Source organism: Kitasatospora sp. NPDC058063, from assembly GCF_042885395.1.
Taxonomy (GTDB): Bacteria; Actinomycetota; Actinomycetes; order Streptomycetales; family Streptomycetaceae; genus Kitasatospora; species Kitasatospora lactacystinica.
In genome coordinates this window covers 114572-135479 of record NZ_JBHVSD010000019.1, presented here as the reverse complement: position 1 = coordinate 135479, position 20908 = coordinate 114572, and the positions used below count along the sequence as shown (strand labels likewise).

Annotated in this window: 3 protein-coding genes; all 3 read right to left on the bottom strand. The window is 73.8% G+C overall.

Annotated features, from left to right (window positions below; genetic code table 11):
* Window positions 1-89: 89 nt before the first annotated feature.
* The 3 genes from ACFVUY_RS29185 to ACFVUY_RS29175 are packed head-to-tail and all read right to left on the bottom strand — an operon-like array spanning window position 90 to window position 20907.
* Window positions 90-1253: a macrolide family glycosyltransferase gene (locus ACFVUY_RS29185; RefSeq protein WP_387734857.1), complete on the bottom strand. Its 1164-nt coding sequence runs from the start codon at window positions 1251-1253 to the stop codon at window positions 90-92.
* Window positions 1253-3505, bottom strand: coding sequence for a cytochrome P450 (locus ACFVUY_RS29180; RefSeq protein ID WP_387734855.1), 2253 nt, complete (start codon window positions 3503-3505; stop codon window positions 1253-1255). Before ACFVUY_RS29180 ends, ACFVUY_RS29185 begins: the two co-directional genes overlap by 1 nt.
* Window positions 3502-20907 carry an SDR family NAD(P)-dependent oxidoreductase gene (locus ACFVUY_RS29175; RefSeq protein ID WP_387734852.1) on the bottom strand — a complete coding sequence of 5802 codons (17406 nt, stop codon included), beginning with the start codon at window positions 20905-20907 and terminating at the stop codon, window positions 3502-3504. Before ACFVUY_RS29175 ends, ACFVUY_RS29180 begins: the two co-directional genes overlap by 4 nt.
* Between the last annotated feature and the right edge of the window lies 1 nt (window position 20908).

Below are 20908 nucleotides of genomic sequence, written 5' to 3'. Positions count from 1 at the left end.
AGACCGTACGAGACCGTACGAAAAGGTACCCGGGAACGGACTCCACCGGGCGGGGTGCGGGTGCGCACGGCCCGGTGGAGTCCGGGCCGCTACCGCGTCAGCAGCTGCTCCAGGACGTCCGCCCCCTTGGACGCGCCGCCCGCCCCGCGCACGATCCGGCTCAGGGCCGCCGCCCGGGGGCGGCAGGACCGGACCTCCTGGACGGCGTCGCGCAGGCCCTGCACGGTCGGCTCGGCGAGCGTCCTGCCGACCCGCAGCTCCTCCGCCCGCCGGGCGATCGCCCGCTGTTCCGGGATCTGCGGCACCGCCACGAAGGGCACCCCGTGGTGGAGGGACTCCATCGCCGAGTTCATCCCGGCGTGGCTCAGGAACACCTCGGTGTGTCGCAGCACCGCCACCTGCGGCACGTGCGCGTGCACTTCGACGTTCGCCGGGATCGGGCCCAGCGACTCCTGGTCCAGCCCGCCCACCGCCATGACGACCTGCCAGTCGGTGTCCCCGAACGCCTCGACGCAGGTCCGGTAGAACTCGGGCCGGTCGTTGAAGACGGTTCCCAGCGATATCAGCAGCACCGGGGCCTGCGACCGGGGGCTCCACTCCTGAGCGGTCTGCCGGCTGCTCAGCGACGGCCCGACGAAGTGGAAGCGCTCGTCGAAGGTGTCCCCCGACATCTGGAACTCGCGGGGGATGAACACCAGGCTCGTCGGGGGCACATGGCCGAACATCAGGTTCGGGTCCTCGAGGAAGGTGTGGCCCTGCGCGAACTTCCCCATGTCCTGAATCGCGGCCACCAGCCGGGGGTCGGTGTGGTCGAAGTCGGCCGGCAGGTACACCTGCGCCGCCGAGAAGGACTCGTTCTCCGCGAAGGTCGGCACCAGGGAGATCTCCCGCACCCCGAGCAGGTTCGCCAGCATCCTCCCGGTGAAGGTCACCGAGTCGTAGCACACCGCGTCCGGCGGGTCCGCCGAGAAGTGCCCGGCCAGGACGGGGAAGGAGGCACGCGCGTCGTCGAGGTAGTACTCCAGCGTCACGGCGAGCTGTTCCGCCGTGAACTCGCCCCGCGCCGCCATGTCGGGCGGCAGCTGCGAGGGCAGGGTCACCGGCGACGCCCCGGCGGCGACGGCGGCGTCCATGGTGGCCGGTCCCGTGGCGTAGCTGACCCGGTGACCGCGCCGGACCAGCTCTTCGACCAGCGGCAGGGTCGGGTTCACATGCCCGGACGCGGGCGCGCTCACGAAGGCGAAGTGGGCCATCAGCTCTCCTCCAGGATGACCGGCAGAGTCTTGTGCCCGTTGGTGAAGAAGGAACCCAGCGGCTCGAGTTCGGACGACGGGACGGCCAGCCGCAGCCGGGGGAAGCGGGAGAACAGCGCGGACAGCGCCGTCGTCGCCTCCAGCTTCGCCAGGGGGCTGCCGAGGCAGTAGTGCACGCCGTGCCCGAAGGTGAGGTGGTCGGCCCGCGACGGCCGGGTGACGGAGAAGTCCTCCGCGTCGGCCCCGTGCTGCGCCGGGTCGCGGCCGGCCGCGCCGTAGGACAGCAGGATCGCCTCGCCCTTGCGGATCCGCACACCGTCCACGGAGATGTCCTCCACGGCGTACCGCAGCGGCAGGTTCGGCACCGGCGCCTGCCAGCGCAGGGTTTCGTCCACCACGTCCTCCCACGTGCTGGTCCCGGATCGGACCAGGGCGAGCTGGGACGGGCGCGTGGCCAGCGCGTGAACGGCGTGGTCGAGCAGGTTGACCGTCGTCTCGAAGCCGGCGGAGATGGTCAGCAGCAGGGTGTCCAGCAGTTCCCGCTCGGACAGCCGTGTGCCGTCCGCCTCCTGCGCGGCGATCAGGTCGGTGGTCATGTCGTCGCCGGGGTCGCGCCGTTTGGCGGCCACGAGTTCCTTGAGCAGCATGTACAGCTCGCCGGAGGCGGCCTGCACGCCCGCCGGGTCCGCGTCGAGGCTGAACACCGCGTCCACCAGCCGCCGCAGGTCCGCGCCCGTCTGCGTGCTCACCCCGAACAGTTCGGTGATGACCTGGATCGGCAGCGGGAACGCGAACCGTGCGCGCAGGTCGACCGTCTGCCCCGGCGGCACCGCGGCCAGGTCGGCGATCAGGCCGGCCGTGATCTCCTCGACGCGCGGGCGCATCGCTTCGATGCGGCGCGGGGTGAACGCCTTGGCCACCAGGCTGCGCAGCCTGGTGTGGTCGGCCCCGTAGGCGGTGAACATGTTCTGCATCGCGACCCACATGATCAGCGGCCAGTCCGGCGGGATGTCGCCGTCGCGCCACATCGGCCAGTGCCTGTTCGCGTCCTTGGAGACCCTCGGGTCGAGCAGCAGCTTCTTCGCCAGGTCGTGCCCGGTGACGGCCCAGGCCGACACGCCACCGGGCAGTTCGACGGGCGTGGCCGGGCCGCGCTCGCGCAAGGCGGCGGCCTCGCCGAAGATGTCGCCGCCGGAGGGGTCGATGACGTACGCGTCGGCGGGCGGGGCCTGCGCGCGCACCGGCTCGGTGAAGGTGGTGGTCGTACGGGGCGTGGGCGGCTCGGTGACCTCCAGCAGGGTCGCGGTGAACCGCGAGCCCATGCCGAGGCCGATCGACATGATGGTGTCGCCGGGCTCGAGGGTCTCGTCGTGCAGCAGGTGGTCGATGCCGAGCAGTTGGTCGCACGGCCCGACGTGGCCGAGCTCGCGCAGCATCGGCCAGGTGGTGCGGCCCAGGTCGATGCCGAGCGGCTCCAGCACGACGACCTCCAGTTGGGCCAGGCCCAGACCGGTGACGACGAACCTGGTGATGTCGGCGACGCGGACGCCGGCCTCCTTGGCGGCCTGCTCGACCGCGGTGACCAGTGCCCCGCTCATCAGCGTCAGATACGGGGCCAGGCCGGTGACCTCGATCGGCGTACGGTTGCGGTGGCCCTCGGGGTCCGGGATCGTCGGCGTGGCGAGGACCTCCATCTGGGTCGCGGAACTGTTGGCGGTCGCGACCAGCCGCGCCCGGCCGCCCTCGCGGTTGAGCACGGCCGCGACCGCACCGTCGGCCAGGAAGATCCCGATGGTGGGCTGCCAGCGTTCCCACCGCGGCGGCAGGAACCGGGCGGTGGCCGTGACCAGGGTCGCGGTCGCGGCCGGGTCGGCCACCAGGTGCGCGGCGGCGGACTGCAGCGCGGCCGAGCCGCCGTTGCTGGTCGCCTCGACCTCGTAGACGAGGGCGTGGCCGAGGCCGAGGACACGCTGCAGGTGGCAGGAGGACGCCATGTGGTCCTGGTGGTCCATCTGGGCGTAGGCGGCCATGGAGATGTCGGCGCCGCTGAGGCCGGACTCGCGCAGGGCGCCGATCGCCGCGTGCACGGCCATCGCGTGCTCGGTGACGTCGTCGGAGCGGGTGAACGACACGAAGTCCGACAGCGCGAGCAGCCGCCGCATGGTCTCGGTGTCCGGCACGGCCTGCGTCGCGGGCGTGCGGGGCGGCAGATATCGCCCCGTTCCGCCGATGTAGACGTTGTCCCAGATCATGCGTGGTCCTTTCCCCTGAGTGCGGACAACCCGGCTCCGTATCCGCTGAAGTCGAGGAGCCAGGTGCTGATGGCCAGCGCCGTGGCCGCGGAGTGCTCCTCCAGTACGGTGAAGTGGTCGCCCGGGACGGTGAGTACTTCCTGAACGGTGGTGGACAGCCGGGGCCACGAGCGCTTCCCGGTGCCCACCAGCAGCACCGGCGCGGTGACGGGCTCCGGGGCGCCGGCCAGATCGAGGTAGCGGCCCATGGCCACCAGCCGGTCGTCGTCGACCGGCTGGACCTGGTGGCCGGCGTCGAGCATGCCGGTGAGCACACCCGGCAGGTCGTCGGGGTAGCCGTCGATGAGCACCACGGCGCTGGGCCGGGCCCCCCGCCGTTCCAGTTCCCCGGCGGTCGCCAGCGCCAGCCACGCGCCCACCGAACGGCCGACCAGCACCGGCGCGGCGACGGTCGACGCGGCCTCGGCGAGTGCCTGGACCAGGACGTCGGCGTCCGCGGGCAGCGGGTCGCCGGCGAAGCCCGGCAGGGTGACCGCCGTGACGTCGCGGGCGGCCTCCAGCGCCGCGGCGAACCGCCCGTACTCCTCGATGCCGCCGGACGCCAGCGCGGACGGCAGGCAGACCAGCGACGGCTGGAGGAAGCCGGTCGCGAGGCCGAGCGCCTCGGCCTTGGGCGCGTCGGTGGCCGGGCTCAGCCGGGACGCCGTGGCCAGCAGGTCGAGGCCGTCCTGCGCGCGGCCGACGTCGACGGCCTTGCGCAGCAGGCGCTCCATCGGCCCGGCGACCCGGTTCTCCGGCGAGCACAGCTGCCCGTAGAGGTGGTTGACGAGCTGTTCGGGCGTCGGGAAGTCGAAGACGAGGGTCGCCGGGAGCCGGAGCCCGGTGGCCGCGTTGAGCCGGTTGCGCAGTTCGATGGCGGTCAGCGAGTCGACGCCGTGGTCGCGGAACAGCTGACGCGGGTCGTCGATCCCGCCGGGGGACATCCCGAGGATGCTCGCGCTGTGCGTGACGACCAGGTCGAGCAGCAGGGCGCGCTGCTCCGGCTCGGGCAGGGCTTCGAGCCCGGCCCGCAGGTCGCCGGGGCCGGCCGCCGGGGCCGGCGCGCGCCGCGGCCGGGCGAGTCCGCGCAGCAGCGCGGGCGGGGTGTCGATCGCCGCGAGGTCGAGGCGGACCGGCACCAGCACCGGGCGTCCGCCGGCCAGGGCGGTGTCGAACAGGTCGAGGGCCTGCTCGGTGGCCAGCGGCAGCATCCCGGTCCTCGCCAGCCGGCGGTGGCCGGCCCCGGTCAGGGTCCCGGTGATGCCGCTGGACTCGGCCCACTGGCCCCAGGCCAGGGAGGTGACCGGCAGACCGCGCGCATGCCGGTGCTCGGCGAGCGCGTCGAGGAACGCGTTCGCGGCGGCGTAGTTGGCCTGCCCAGGGGCGCCGAACACCCCGGACGCCGAGGAGAACAGCACGAACGCCCGCAGGTCCAGGTGCTCGGTGGCCTCGTGCAGGTGCCACCCGGCATCGGCCTTCGAGCGCAGCACCGTGTCGATCTGCTCCGGTGTCATCGATCCCACCACGGCGTCGTCGACGACCCCGGCCGCGTGCACGACGGCCCGCAGATCGGGGATCGAGGCGACGAGATCCCTCAGTGCCCCGCGGTCACCGGCATCGCAGGCGACCACGGTGAGGGCGGCGCCCAGCTCCTGCCGGAGCCCGGGCGGCTCGACGCCGCGGCGGCCGGCGAGCACCACGTGCGCGGCGCCGTGCCGCGCGACCAGGTGCCGGGCAACGAGGACGCCGAGGGTGCCGGTGCCGCCGGTGATCAGCACGGTGCCGTCCAGGGGCGCGCCGTCCAGGGGCCCGGCCGGCCCGGTCGGGGCGGTCGGGGCGGCCGGGGCGGCCGGGGCGGCCCTCACCAGCCTCGGCACGAGGGCGGTTCCGTCGCGCAACCGGATCTCGGGCTCGCCGTCGCTCACGGCGGCGCGCACCGCGGCGGGGAGCGCCCGTCGTGAGGCGGCCGTGCCGTCGTGCCGGACGGTCAGGATCCGCCCGGGGTTCTCGCTGTGCGCGCTGCGCAGGAAGCCGCGGGCGGCGGCCGAGGCCAGGTCGTCGCCGGTGAGGACCACGAGCCGGGCCGGCGTTTCGGTGGCCAGGAACTCCCGGACCCTGCCGAGCAGTTCCCGGGTCACCGCGTGGGCGGCCGCGACCGGTTCGCCCTCGCCGACGACCTCGTGGAGGACCGTCCCGGTGTCCGGGCCGTCCGGTGCCGCCATCGGGGTCCAGTCGACGGCGAACAGCGTGTTCGGCCGGCGCCCGGCCCCGTGACCCGCCGCTTCGACGGGCCGCAGGACGATCTCGTCGATGCTCACGACCGGCGTCCCGGCGGTGTCGGTGATCCGCACCGCGCAGGTGTCCGGCCCGGTCGGGTGCAGCACCACGCGGACCGTCGCGGCCGACCCGGTGACCGACACACCGGAGAACGAGAAGGGCAGCCGCGCCGGGCTGCCGCCGGCGCCGCCGTCCTCGGCCGCGAGGCCTGCGAGCAGGGTCAGCGGCTGGATGGCGGCGTCCAGGAGCGCCGGGTGGACGCGGTAACCGGTGAGCTGCGCGGGGTCCGCCGGGAAGCTCACCTCGGCGTGCAGGTCCTCGCCGTGCCGTCGGATGCCGGTGAGCCCCTGGAAGGTCGGCCCGTAGTCGTAGCCGGCGTCGGCGAGCCGGTCGTAGAGCGAGCCGATGTCGATCGGCACGGCCTCGCCCTCGTCCGCCCCGGGCACGGCCGTCCGGTCGGCCCGTGCCGCCCGGTCCGCCGGCGGACCGAGCACGCCGGTCGCGTGGCGGGTCCACTCGTCGGGCTCGGCGGAGGTGCGGGAGTGGACGGTGACAGGCCGGCGTCCGGCGTCGTCGGGCGCGCCGACGGTGACCTGCACGTGCACCCCGTCGCGCTCGGAGAGCACGAGCGGCGCCTCCAGGACCAGCTCGGACAGTACGGGGCTGGCCGTGTGCTCGCCGGCGTGGACGGCCATGTCCACGAACGCCATCGCGGGCAGCAGCGTCGAACCGAGCACGGTGTGCTCGGCCAGCCACGGGTGGGCGGACGCGGAGAGCTTCCCGGTCAGCACCACACCCTGCCCGTCGGGGAGCTTCACCAGGGACCGCAGCAGCGGGTGGTCGGGCGTGTCGAGGCCCTCCGACGGGGTGGTGGGGTGGAGCCAGTAGTGCTGGTGCTGGAAAGCGTACGAAGGCACGCGCACGTCCGAGGCCCCCGCCGTCGTGGTCGCTGTCGTGGTCGTGGTCGCGGGTGGCGTCCAGCGCACGGCGCCGTCCGTCCACAACCGCCCCAGCCCCGCGAACAACCTCTCCGGAGAATCACCACCACGCCGCATCAACCCGGTCCCCACCAGCAACGGATGCGGACCCACCTCCACGAACCCGGTCACGCCCTGGCCCGCCAGCCATTCCACGGCCTCGGCGAACCGGACCGGTTCCCGCACCTGACGCACCCAGTACCCGGGATCCCCCATCTCGGCCGGACGCCCGGTCACCGTGGAGACCACCGGAATCACCGGCTCACCGAACGACAGGCCCGCGACCACCTCACCGAGTTCCTCCAGCACCGGATCCATCCGCGCCGAATGGAACGCGTGACTCACCTCCAGCCGCCGCACCCGACGCCCACGGCCCTGCCACACCTCAGCGACCGCCTCGACCGCCGCCTCGTCCCCGGACACCACGACCGCGTCCGGCGCGTTGACCGCCGCCACCTCGGCCCCCGGCACCAGCGACCCCAGCACCTCCTCCGCCGACGCCTGGAGCGACACCATCGCCCCACCATCGGGCAACCCCTGCATCAACCGGCCCCGCGCACCCACCAGCACACACGCGCCCTCCAGACCCAGCACACCCGCCACATGGGCCGCCGCCACCTCACCGACCGAGTGCCCCACCACGAAGTCCGGCCGCACACCCAGCCACTCCACCAACCGGAACAGCGCCACCTCCAACGCGAACACCCCGGCCTGCGTGAACCGCGTCTCCCCCAGCACCCCTTCCGCGTCCTCGAACAGCACCTCCACCGACAGCCCCAGCAGGTCGCAGACCTCGTCCAAGGCCCCCGCGAACACCGGGAACTCCCGGTACAACTCCCGCCCCATCCCCGCCCACTGACCACCCTGACCGGAGAACACGAACGCCGACCTGCCGGAGTCGCGGGCCTCACCGGTCACCAGACCGGGATGCGCCTCCCCGCCCACCAGGGCCGCCAGTGCCCCCGGTCCGGTCACCACGGCCCGGTGGGCGAACCGGGTCCGCGCGGCGAGCGCGGCGGCGATCCCCTCCGCGTCGGGGGCCTTGGCCGCGTACGCCTGCAGCCTGCGGGCCTGGGCCCGGAGCGACTGCTCGGACTTGGCCGACAGCAGCCACGGCACCGGCACGACGGCCGCAGGGGCAGGCGCGGAAGCGGGATCGTGGTCAGCCGACTCCGGGGCCGGGGCCTCCAGGATCACGTGCGCGTTCGTACCGCTGATCCCGAACGCCGACACACCCGCACGACGAGGACGGTCCGCCTCCGGCCACGGCCGGGCCTCGGTCAGCAGGGAGACCTGACCCGCCGACCAGTCGACATGGGAACTCGGCTCGTCGACGTGCAGCGTCGGCGGCAGCTCACCGTGCCGCATCGCCATGATCATCTTGATCACACCCGCCACACCGGCGGCGGCCTGGGTGTGCCCGATGTTGGACTTCACCGACCCCAGCCACAACGGCTCGTCCCGGTCCCGGCCGTAGGTCGCCAGCAGCGCCTGGGCCTCAATGGGATCACCGAGGGTGGTGCCGGTGCCGTGCGCCTCCACCGCGTCCACCTCGGACGGCTCCAGCCCGGCATTGGCCAGGGCCTGACGAATCACCCGCTCCTGCGACGGACCGTTCGGCGCGGTCAACCCGTTCGACGCACCGTCCTGGTTCACTGCGCTCCCCGCGACGACCGCCAACACCTGGTGACCGTTGCGCCGGGCGTCCGACAGCCGCTCCAGCAGCACGACACCCGCGCCCTCACCCCAGGCCGTACCATCGGCCGCCTCGGCGAACGCCTTCACCCGGCCGTCGGCCGCGAGCCCCCGCTGACGCGAGAAGTCGATGAAGGCGGCGGGGGTCGCCATGATCGTGACACCGCCGGCCAGGGCCAGCGAGCACTCGCCCGAGCGCAGCGCCTGCGCCGCCAGATGGATCGCCACCAGCGAGGACGAGCAGGCCGTGTCCACCGACACCGCGGGACCCTCCAGCCCCAGCAGGTACGACACCCGTCCCGAGGTCACACTCGTCGCCGTGCCGGTGGCCACGTAGCCGTCCGCGTCCCGCGAGATCTGGTCCACTCCGCCCGCGTAGCCGGAGGCCCAGATGCCGGTGAACACACCCGTCTGACTGCCCCGCAACGACGTCGGATCGATCCCCGCATCCTCGAACGTCTCCCACACCGTCTCCAGCAGCACCCGCTGCTGCGGATCCATCGCCAACGCCTCACGCGGCGAGATCCCGAAGAACGCGGCATCGAAGCCACCCGCGTCCCCGAGGAAGCCACCCGACCTGGTGTACGACGTCCCCGGAGCACCGGCCGGATCGTAGAGACGACCCACGTCCCAGCCACGGTCCGACGGGAACTCACCCACTGCGTCCACGCCACCCGACACCAGGCCCCACAAGTCCTGGGCCGACCCGACCCCACCCGGGTACCGGGCCCCCAGCCCGACCACGACCACCGGATCACCCGATACGGGGATGCCTAGCGGCACGGGCGCGACCGTCCCGCGCTCCTTGCCGAGGACCACCTCCCGCAGGTATTCGGCCAGCCGGGCCAGGGTCGGGTGGTCGAAGACCATCGTCGCCGACAGCCGGGTCCCGACCGCCGCGGACAGCCGGTTGCGCAGTTCCACCGCGGTGAGCGAATCGAAGCCCAGGTCCTTGAAGGCCCGCTCGACACCGATCTCGTCGCTGCGGCCCAGCACGGCCGAGGCGTGGGTCCTGACCAGGTCGAGCAGGATCTCGCGTTGCCGGGACTCGGCGAGCGATCCCAGCTCGCCCGCCAGTCCGGTGGTCCGCACCGGTCTGCGGGCGTGTGCCAGCGCGCGCAGCACCGGCCGGTCGCCCAGTGCGGACACCTTGAGCCGGGCCGCGACCACCACCGGTTCCGCGGTGTCCAGGCCCCCGTCGAACAGCCCGAGTCCGTAGTCGGTCGCCATCGGCAGCAGGCCCGCGCGGGCGAGGCGTTCACCGTCGGCCTCGGACATCCGCCCGGTCAGCCCGCTGGCCTCGGCCCAGTGGCCCCAGGCCAGCGACACCCCCGGCAGGCCCTGGGCGCGCCGGTACGCGGCCAGGCCGTCGAGGTAGGCGTTCGCAGCGGCGTAGTTGGCCTGCCCGGGGCTGCCGAGCGTCCCGGCCGCCGAGGAGAAGAGGACGAACGCCGTCAGGTCCCGTCCCCGGGTGAGTTCGTGCAGGTTCCAGGCCGCCCGTGCCTTGGGCTCCCAGACCGCGGCGAGGCGCTCGGGGGTCAGGGACTCGACCACGGCGTCGTCCAGCACACCGGCGGCGTGCACGACCGCGGTCAGCGGGTGCGCGGCCGGGATCGCGTCCAGCACGGCCGCCAGCGCGTCCCGGTCGGCCACGTCGCAGGCCACCACGGTCACCTCCGCGCCCAGCCCGGCCAGCTCCTCGCGCAACGCCGCCCCGCCACCACTACGGCTGACCAGCACCACGTGCCGCACACCACGCTCGGCCACCAGATGCCGGGCCACACGGCCCCCCAGCGTCCCCGTACCACCGGTGATCAGCACCGTACCCGCCGCATCGAGATCCGCGGGAACAGTGAGGACGATCTTCCCGATGTGAGCGGCCCGGCTCATGAACCGGAAGGCGTCCCGCGCGCGGCGGACGTCCCAGGTGGTGAGTGGTGGCAGACGCAGCTCGCCCGCGCCGAGCAGCCGGACGGCCTCGGCCAGGATCTCCCCCAGCCGTTCCGGTCCCGCGTCGGCCAGGTCGAAGGCCAGCACGCCGGGCCGGATGTCGGCCTTGCCCATCTCCACGAACCGCCCGCCGGGCGCGAGCAGCCCCAGGGAGGCGTCCAGGAACTCACCGGACAGCGAGTTCAGCACCACGTCGAAGGGTCCGAACCGGTCGGCGAACTCCAGGGTCCGGGACGACGCGATGTGGTCGTCGTCCAGCCCCAGGGCGCGCAGCGCGTCCCACTTGCCCGGGCCGGCGGTCGCGTGGACGTCCGCGCCCCAGAGCCGCGCGAGCTGGACCGCCGCCATCCCGACGCCGCCGGCCCCGGCGTGGATCAGCACCCGGTCACCGGCCTTCAGCCCGCCCAGGTCGCGCAGGCCGTACCACGCGGTCATGAACGCGATCGGCACAGTGGCGGCCTGGGTGAACGTCCACTCGTCGGGGATGCGCACCAGCACCCTGTGGTCGGCGACGGCGACCCGGCCGAACGCGCCGGGCAGCAGCCCGGCGACCCGGTCACCCGGCCGCAGCCCGGTGACCTCGGCGCCGACCTCGGTGACGACACCCGCGCCCTCGCTGCCGAGCAGCGCCTCGCCCGGGTAGACGCCGAGGGCGATCAGCACGTCCCGGAGGTTCAGGCCGGCCGCCCGCACGGCGACGCGCACCTCCCGGGGCCCGGGCGGGGCCTGCTCGTACGGCAGGAAGACGAGGTCGTCCAGGCTGCCCGTGCCCGTCTGCGTCAGCCGTCCGTCGAACGCCTCCGGCGCGGAGCGCACGAGCCGGGGCACGTAGACGGCCCCCCGGCGCACCGCCACCTGGTCCTCGTCGCCGACCGACAGGCCCTCGGGCAGCTCGTCGGCGTCCACGAGCAGGAACCGGCCGGGGTGCTCGGACTGCGCGGACCGGACCAGACCCCAGACGGCCGAGGCTTCCGGGTCGCTCACCCCGTCACCGGGAACGACGGCGACCGCGCCCCGCGTGCGCACCACGAGCCGTTCGCCGGGCCCGGCCAGGAAGTCCTGGACGGCCGTCAGCGCCTCGGCGACCGAGCCGGGCGAGACGACGGCGTCGCCGAGCGCGCCCTCGCCGGGGGTCAGCGGAATCCAGTCGAGGGCGTACAGCGGGCCGCGTTCGGCCATCGGACGGGTGGTCAGCGCCTCGATGGTCGCCACGGGCTCCCCGGACCGGTCCGCCAGGTGGACGGCGTACGTACCGGGGCGCACCACCGTCAGCCGTACGCGCGCGGAGGTCACGCCGGTGCGGTGGACCGCGATCCCGCCCAGCGAGAACGGCAGCCGCACCTCGCCTTCCGTGCCGGACAGCAGCGCCAGCGGTTGCAGGGCGGCGTCCAGCAGGGCCGGATGGACGGAGAACCGGGCCGCGTCCGGCACGGTGACCTCGGCGAACACCTCCTCGCCGCGGCGCCACACCGCCTGCACGGCCTGGAAGGCCGGCCCGTACTCGTAGCCCGCCGCGGCGAGCGTGTCGTAGAGCCCGGTGACCGGTTCCGCGCCGGCCGGCGGCCACTGCGTCAGCTCCTGCCCGGCCACGGGCTGCCCGACCACAAGCTGCCCGCTCACCGTGCCGGTGGCGTGCCGCACCCAACCGTCCGTACGGGACCGGACGTCGACCGTGCGGCGGCCGGTCCCGTCCGGCTCGCCCACGACGACCTGCACGTCCACCGCGCCGTCCGCGGGCAACGTCAGCGGCGCCTCCAGGACCAGTTCCTCCACTGCCGTCCCGGCCGCGTGCACCACCAGTTCCACGAACGCCGTCGCGGGCAGCAGCACCGTCCCCAGTACGGAGTGGTCCGCGAGCCAGGGGTGGGTGGCCAGGGAGAGCCGACCCGTCAGGACCCGCTGCTCGCCCACCTCGACAGCGGCGCCGAGCAGCGGGTGGTCCACCGGGTCGAGCCCGGCCGCGGACACGTCTCCCGCGCCTCCGGCGAGCCAGAACCTCGTCCGCTGGAAGGGGTAGGTGGGCAGCGCCACCGGCTCCCCTCCGGGGAACGGCCACCGCACCGGCACACCCGCGACGAACAGCCGCGCCGCGGCGGCCAGGAACTCGGCCGGGGTGCCGTGGTCGCGGCGCAGTGTCCCGGTCACCACACCCGCCTCGTGCTCCTCCAGCGCGGGCGTGAGCACCGGGTGCGGGCTGATCTCGACGAAGACGGGGTCGCTGCCCGAGGCGAGCAGCAGCCGGGTGGTCCGGTCGAACAGCACGGGTTCACGGAGGTTGCGGTACCAGTAATCGGCGTCGAGGGCCGAGGTGTCGATCTCCTCGCCGGTGACCGTGGAGTAGAACGGGATCGTCGCCGAGTGGGGCGTGATGCCGGCCAGTTCGGTGAGCAGTTGCTCGCGGATCGCCTCGACCTGGGCCGAGTGCGCGGCGTAGTTGACGGGCAGGCGCCGGGCGCGGATGTTGTCGGCCTCGCAGGCCGCCAGCAGTTCCTCCAGCGCGTCCAGATCGCCCGAGACGACGACCGAACCGGGGGCGTTGACCACCGCGACGGTGATCCGGTCGTCCCAGCGGGCCACGAACTCGACGGCCCGCTCATGCCCCAGGCCGACCGACACCATGCCGCCGTGTCCGGCCAGGGCGACCAGGGCCTTGCTGCGCAGGGCGACCACCTTCGCGGCGTCCTCCAGGGACAACGCCCCGGCCACGTACGCGGCGGCGATCTCGCCCTGCGAATGCCCGACGACGGCATCGGGCTCGACCCCGTGTGCACGCCACAGCGCGGCCAGGGACACCATCACCGCGAACAGCGCGGGCTGCACGACGTCGACCCGCTCCAGCGAACCACCGCCGGTCAGCACCTCCACCAACGACCAGTCCGTGTACGGCGTCAACGCCGCGTCACACGCGTCGATCGCCTCCCGGAAAACCGGCTCCGAGCGGTACAACTCCCCACCCATACCGGCCCACTGCGCCCCCTGACCCGGGAACACGAACACCGAACGACCCAGCGGACGGGCGATCCCGGTCACCAGACCCGGCGCCGTACCTCCCTCGGCCAGGGCCTCCAGTGCTTCCGCACCGCTCAGCACCGCGCGGTGCTCGAACCCGGCGCGGGCGGCCAGAGCGCCCCCGACCGCCGCCGCACTCACCTCGGGATGCGCAGCGATGAACGCGCCCAGCCGGCGCGCCTGCTCCCGCAGCGCCGCTTCCGACTTCCCCGACAGCACCCAGGGCACGACCCCGCCCGTGGACTCCGCCGGAACCCCGGCCGGCTCCTCGGCAGCCGCCTCGATGACGACGTGCGCGTTGGTGCCGCTGATGCCGAACGCCGAGATGCCCGCGCGAGGCAGGTGGCCACGGTCGGGCCAGGGCCGGGCCTCGGTGAGCAGCCGGATGTTGCCGGACTCCCAGTCGACGTGCGAGGTCGGCTCGTCGACGTGCAGCGTCGGCGGCAGTTGCCCGTGCCGCATCGCCATCACCATCTTGATCACGCCCGCCACACCGGCGGCGGCCTGGGTGTGGCCGATGTTGGACTTCACCGAGCCCAGCCACAGCGGCTCGTCCCGGTCCTGACCGTAGGTCGCCAGCAGCGCCTGCGCCTCGATGGGGTCACCGAGCGTGGTGCCGGTGCCGTGCGCCTCCACCGCGTCCACGTCCGCCGTCGAGAGCCCCGCGTTCGCCAGGGCCTGACGGATCACCCGCTCCTGCGACGGACCGTTCGGCGCCCCGAGGCCGTTGGAGGTGCCGTCCTGGTTGACCGCCGAACCCCGCACCACCGCCAGCACCCGGTGCCCGTTGCGGCGGGCGTCGGACAGGCGTTCCAACAGCAGCAGGCCCGCGCCCTCGGCCCAGGCCGTCCCGTCGGCCGCCTCGGCGAACGCCTTCACCCGGCCGTCGGGAGCCAGGCCGCGCTGGCGCGAGAACTCCGTGAACCCCAGCGGGGTCGCCATCACGGTCACCCCGCCGGCCAGGGCCAGCGAGCACTCCCCCGAGCGCAGTGCCTGCGCGGCCAGGTGCAGGGCCACCAACGAGGACGAGCAAGCCGTGTCCAGCGAGACCGCCGCGCCCTCCAGCCCCAGCAGGTAGGCGATCCGGCCGGAGGTCACGCTGGTCGCGGCGCCCGTGCCGAGGTAACCCTCGGCGTCGGCGGGCGCCTGGTCGCCGTAGCCGGAGGACCAGATGCCGGTGAACACGCCCGTCCGGCTGCCCCGCAACGACGTCGGATCGATCCCCGCATGCTCGAACGTCTCCCACGCGGTCTCCAGTAGCACCCGCTGCTGCGGATCCATCGCCAACGCCTCGCGCGGCGAGATCCCGAAGAAATCCGCGTCGAACCCCGCCGCGTCCGCGAGGAAACCACCCGACCGCGTGTACGACGTCCCGGGATGATCCGCGTCCGGATGGAACAACCCCTCGACGTCCCACCCACGATCCGACGGGAACGCCCCGATCGCATCCACCCCGCCCGACACCAGACTCCAGAGCTCCTCCGGCGACTCCACCCCACCCGGATACCGGGCCCCCATGCCCACGATCACCACCGGATCGTCCGACACCGACACCGCGGGCACCACCGGTGCCGCCGACGCCACACCCCCGTCGAGGATCTGGCTCAGCAGGTGCTCCGCGAGCTGCCGCGGGGTGGGATGGTCGAAGATGACGGTGGCGGTCAGGCGCAGGCCGGTGGCGGTGTTGAGCCGGTTGCGCAGTTCGACGGCGGTCAGGGAGTCGAAGCCGAGGTCCTTGAACGGCTGCCGGTCCCATGCGGCCCCCGGTTCGCTGTGCCCGAGCACGGCGGCGGTGTCGGCGGTGACCAGGTCGAGTGCGGCTCGCAGCCGTTCGGCCTCCGGCAGCGCCCGCAGGCGGTCGGCGATCGCGCCGTGCCGCGCCGGGCGCCGGGCCGCCTTGCGGGAGACGAGGCCCTTGAGGGCCGCCGGGGCCGCCGGGGCGCCCGCCAGCACGGACAGGTCGAGGCGGGCCGGCACCAGCGCGGCCCGGTCCGTGGCCAGGGCCGCGTCGAACAGCGTCAGGGCGTGGTCGGTGGCCAGCGGTACGACCCCGGCTCGCGTCAGCCGGTCCTGGTCGGCCTCGGTCAGGTTCCCGGTCATGCCGCTGGCTTCGGCCCAGAAGCCCCAGGCCAGCGAGGTCGCCGGAAGTCCGAGGGCGCGCCGGTGCACGGCGAGGGCGTCGAGGAAGGTGTTGGCCGCGGCGTAGTTGGCCTGGCCGGGGCTGCCGAGCGTGCCGGCGGCCGAGGAGAAGAGGACGAAGGCGGTGAGGTCCAGTCCCCGGGTGAGTTCGTGCAGGTTCCACGCCGCCCGGGCCTTGGGCTCCCAGACGGCGGCGAGACGCTCGGGCGTGAGGGATTCGACGACGCCGTCGTCGAGCACACCGGCCGCGTGGACGACGGCCGTCAGCGGACGCTCGGCCGGGATCGAGTCCAGCAGGGCCGCCAGCGCGTCCCGGTCCGCCACGTCACAGGCGGCCACGGTCACCTCCGCGCCCAGCCCCTCCAACTCCTCACGCAGTGCCGCTCCGCCACCGCTGCGGCTGACCAGCACCAGATGCCGCACACCCCGCTCGGCCACCAGATGCCGGGCCACATGACCGCCCAGCGTCCCCGTACCACCCGTGATCAACACCGTGCCCTCGGGATCGACCGGCTGGGGAACCGAGAGAACGATCTTCCCCACATGAGCGGCCCGACTCATGAACCGGAACACGTCGACCGCGTCCCGGACCCCGCGCACGTCCACCGGCAGGGGTGCGAACCCGCCGTCCGCGAAGGCCCGTACGACGGCCTCCAGGATCTCGCCGAGCCGTTCCGGCCCCGCGTCGGCGATGTCGAACGCCCGGTAGACGATGCCGGGGTGGTCGGCCGCGTCGCGGATGTCGGTCTTGCCCATCTCCACGAACCGCCCGCCGGGCCCGAGCAGCCGCAGGGAGGCATCGACGAACTCGCCGGACAGCGAGTCCAGGACCACGTCCATGGGCGGGAACTTCCGCTCGAACTCCAGGGTGCGCGACGAGGCGATGTGGTCCTCGTCCAGTCCCAGGGCGCGCAGGGTGTGCCATTTGGCCGGGCCGGCGGTGGCGAACACCTCCGCCCCGAGCCGCCGGGCCAGTTGGATCGCCGCCATGCCGACGCCGCCGGTGCCGGCGTGGATCAGGACCCGGTCGCCGGTCTTCAGCCCGCCCAGGTCGCGCAGGCCGTACCACGCGGTCAGGAACACCACGGGCACCGACGCGGCCCTGGCGAACGACCAGTCGTCGGGCATCCGGACCAGCAGCCGCTGGTCGGCGACGGCGACCGGGCCGAAGGCGCCGGGGACCAGGCCCATGACGCGGTCGCCGGGCCGGAACCGGCTGTCCGGGCCGGTTTCGAGGACGACGCCCGCGCCTTCGCCGCCCATCAGGGCCTCGCCGGGGTAGACGCCGAGGGCGATCAGCACGTCCCGGAAGTTGAGTCCGGCCGCCCGCACGGCGATCCGGACCTGCCCGGGCCCCAGCGGCTCCATGAGCTCCGGGCGGGGCACCAGCGCCAGGTCGTCGATGCTGCCGGTGCCCGTGTCCTCCAGCCGCCAGGTCCCGTCCGGCGGGGTGAGGCTCGCGCCGACGCGGACCAGGCGGGGGACGCGCAGCGCCCCTTGGCGTACCGCCAGTTCCGGCTCGTCCGTGCCGGCGATCAGCGCCGGGTCCCAGGTCGGGTCGGCGTCGACCAGGACGAACCGGCCGGGGTGCTCGGCCCGCGCGCCGCGGACCAGGCCCCAGACCATCGAGTGGTGGAGGCCGACCACGTCACCGGGCGCGGCGGCGACGGCGTTGCGGGTGACGACGGCCAGCCGCGTCCGCTCGCCCGCCAAGTGGTCCCGGATCACGGCGAGTACGCTCCGCGCGCTCTCGTACGCCGCCTCGACGGTGTCCGCCTCGGGCTCCGGCCCGGGCACCTCGTGGACGACCAGGTCCGCGAGGTCGCCGCCCGTCGATGCCGGTTCGAAGGGGACCCAGTCGAGTGCGTACAGGCTGTCCGGGACGGCGGTGGCGTCCCGGACGGTCAGCGACCTGATGACCGCGACCGGGGTGCCGTCCGGATCGGCCACGGCCACGGTGTACGTGTCCGGCCCGGTGGCGGACAGGCGTACGCGCAGCGTCCGGCTGCCCGCGGGCCGTATCGCCACTCCGGTGAACGCGAACGGCAGGCCGGTGCGGTCGGTGAGGAACGCCATGGGATGCAGTGCGGCGTCGAGCAGCGCGGGGTGCAGGGCGAACGGTTCCTCGGCGGGAAGCTCCACCTCGGCGTGGACGGTGTCGCCGGCCCGCCAGGCCGCCGTGACGCCCTGGAACGCCGGCCCGTACTCGTAGCCGAGCACGGACAGCGAGTCGTAGAGCCCGTCGACGTCGAGGGACTCACCGGCCGGCGGCCAGTCCCAGGCGCTCAGCACCGGCTCCTCGCCCAGCGTCCCGGTGGCGTGCCGCACCCACTCGTCGCCGTCACGCGAGTACACCGTGAGCGGGTTGCGGCCGTCGTCCTCGGGGCCCACGACGACCTGGAGGTGCACCGGGGTGTCGTCGAGGACGAGCGGCGTTTCGAGCACCAGTTCCTCGACCGCGTGGCCGAGCCGGCCGGCCGCGTAGGCCGCCATTTCCGCGAACGCGGTACCGGGCAGGAGGACCGAGCCCCGCACGGCGTGGTCGGCCAGCCACGGGTGGGTGGCGAGCGAGATCCGTCCGCTGAGCACCGCGCCGTCGGGCAGTTCCACGAACGTGCTGAGCAGGGGGTGGTCGCCCGACGCCGTCGGGACGGGCCGCAGCCAGTACGGCCGGCGCTGGAAGGCGTACGTCGGCAGGCTGACGGGCTCGGTGTCGTCCGGGAACCGCCAGTCGACCGGGACACCATGGACGTGCAGGCGGCCGAGCGAGGTGAGGAAGTCGTCCTGGTCGCGCCGGAGCGTGCCGGTGACGAGGAGGTCGGAGCCGTGGTGGTGACCGGTCTCCTCGACGGCGGAGACCAGGACCGGGTGCGGGCTGGCCTCGACGAAGACGGTGTGGCCGTGGTCGAGCAGCGCACGGGTGGTCCGGTCGAACAGCACGGGTTCGCGGAGGTTGCGGTACCAGTAGTCGGCGTCGAGGGCGGAGGTGTCGATCTCCTCGCCGGTCACCGTCGAGTAGAACGGGATCACCGCCGGGCGCGGTCTGATGCCGGCGAGGTCGGTGAGCAGCTGCTCGCGGATCGCCTCGACCTGCGCGGAGTGGGCGGCGTAGTCGACGGGCAGGCGGCGGGCGCGGATGCCGTCGGCCTCGCAGGCCGCCAGCAGTTCGGTCAGCGCGTCCAGATCACCCGATACCACCACGCTGTCCGCCGAGTTGACCACCGCCACGGTCAGCCGGCCGTCCCAGCGGGCCACGAACCCGGCGGCCCGCTCATGCCCGAGGCCGACCGACACCATGCCGCCCTGGCCGGCCAACACCGCCAGCGCCTTGCTGCGTAACGCCACCACCTTGGCGGCGTCCTCCAACGACAACGCCCCGGCCACGTACGCCGCCGCGATCTCCCCCTGCGAATGCCCGACAACGGCATCCGGTTCCACACCATGGGAACGCCACAGTGCCGCCAGGGACACCATCACCGCGAACAGGGCGGGCTGCACGACGTCCACCCGGTCGAGCGGCGCGCCGTCCAGGACATCGGCCAGGGACCAGTCGGTGTACGGGGCCAGGGCCTGGGCGCACTCGTCCATGGCCGCCCGGAAGACGGGGTACGCGGCGTACAACTCCCCGCCCATACCCACCCACTGGGCACCCTGCCCCGGAAACACGAACACCGACCGACCCACCGGGCGAGCGGTCCCGGTGACCAGACCCGGCACCGACCGGCCCTCCGCCAGGGCCTCCAACGCCTCCGCACCGCTCAGCACCGCACGGTGATCGAAACGCGACCGCCCCGCCAACGCCCGACCCACGGCAACGGCGCCGACTCCGGGATGCCCGGCCAGGAACGCCTCCAGCCGGCGCGCCTGCTCCCGCAACGCCACATCCGACTTCCCCGACAGCACCCACGGCACCACCCCGCCCGCAGACCCCGTCGGAACCCCGACCGGCTCTTCGGCAGCCGCCTCGATCACCACATGCGCGTTGGTGCCGCTGATACCGAACGCCGACACGCCGGCACGGCGCGGACGCCCCGTCTCCGGCCACGGCCGGGCCTCGGTGAGCAGTGAGACCTGGCCCGCCGACCAGTCGACGTGGGAGGTCGGCGCGTCCACGTGGAGGGTCCGCGGCAGTTGCCCGTGCCGCATCGCCATCACCATCTTGATCACACCCGCCACGCCGGCGGCGGCTTGCGTGTGCCCGATGTTCGACTTCACCGACCCCAGCCACAACGGCTCGTCCCGCCCCTGACCGTAGGTCGCCAGGAGTGCCTGCGCCTCGATGGGATCGCCCAGGGTGGTCCCGGTGCCGTGGGCCTCGGCCGCGTCCACGTCCGCCGTCGACAGTCCGGCATTCGCCAGCGCCTGCCGGATGACGCGTTCCTGGGACGGACCGTTCGGCGCCGCGAGCCCGTTCGACGCGCCGTCCTGGTTCACCGCCGAGCCCCGGACGACCGCCAGCACCCGGTGACCGTTGCGGCGGGCGTCCGACAGGCGTTCCAGCAGCACCAGGCCGGCGCCCTCGCCCCAGGCCGTACCGTCGGCCGCCTCGGCGAACGCCTTCACCCGACCGTCGACCGCAAGCCCCCGCTGCCGCGAGAATTCGACGAACCCCGCCGGCGTCGCCATCACCGTCACACCACCGGCCAACGCCAGTGAGCACTCCCCCGCCCGCAGCGCCTGCGCCGCCAGATGGATCGCCACCAGCGACGACGAGCACGCCGTGTCCACCGACACCGCCGGACCCTCCAGCCCCAGCAGGTACGACACCCGCCCGGACGTGGCGCTGGTGGCTGTTCCGGTGGCGAGAAAACCTTCGAGGTCCGGCGGCGGCTGGTTGCCGTAGCCGGAGGACCACAGGCCGGTGAACACCGCTGTCCGGCTGCCGCCGAGTGCGGTCGGGTCGATGCCGGCGTACTCGAAGGTCTCCCAGGCGGTCTCCAGCAGCACCCGCTGCTGCGGGTCCATCGCCAGTGCCTCGCGCGGCGAGATCCCGAAGAACCCGGCGTCGAAGCCGGCGCCGTCGGCGAGGAAGCCGCCCGATCGGCTGTAGGTCGTGCCCGGCCGGTCCGGGTCGGGGTCGTAGACGACGTCCCATCCACGGTCCGGCGGGAATTCGGTGATCGCGTCGGCACCGTCCGAGACGAGCCGCCACAGGTCGTCCGGGGACTCCACTCCGCCCGGGTAGCGGCAGCCCATGCCGATGATCGCGATCGGCTCGCGCGCGGCCTCCTCCATGTCGGCGAGGCGCCTACTGAGCACTCCCAGGTCGGCCGTGGCGCGCTTGAGGTACGTGCGGAGCTTCTCTTCGTCGGACATC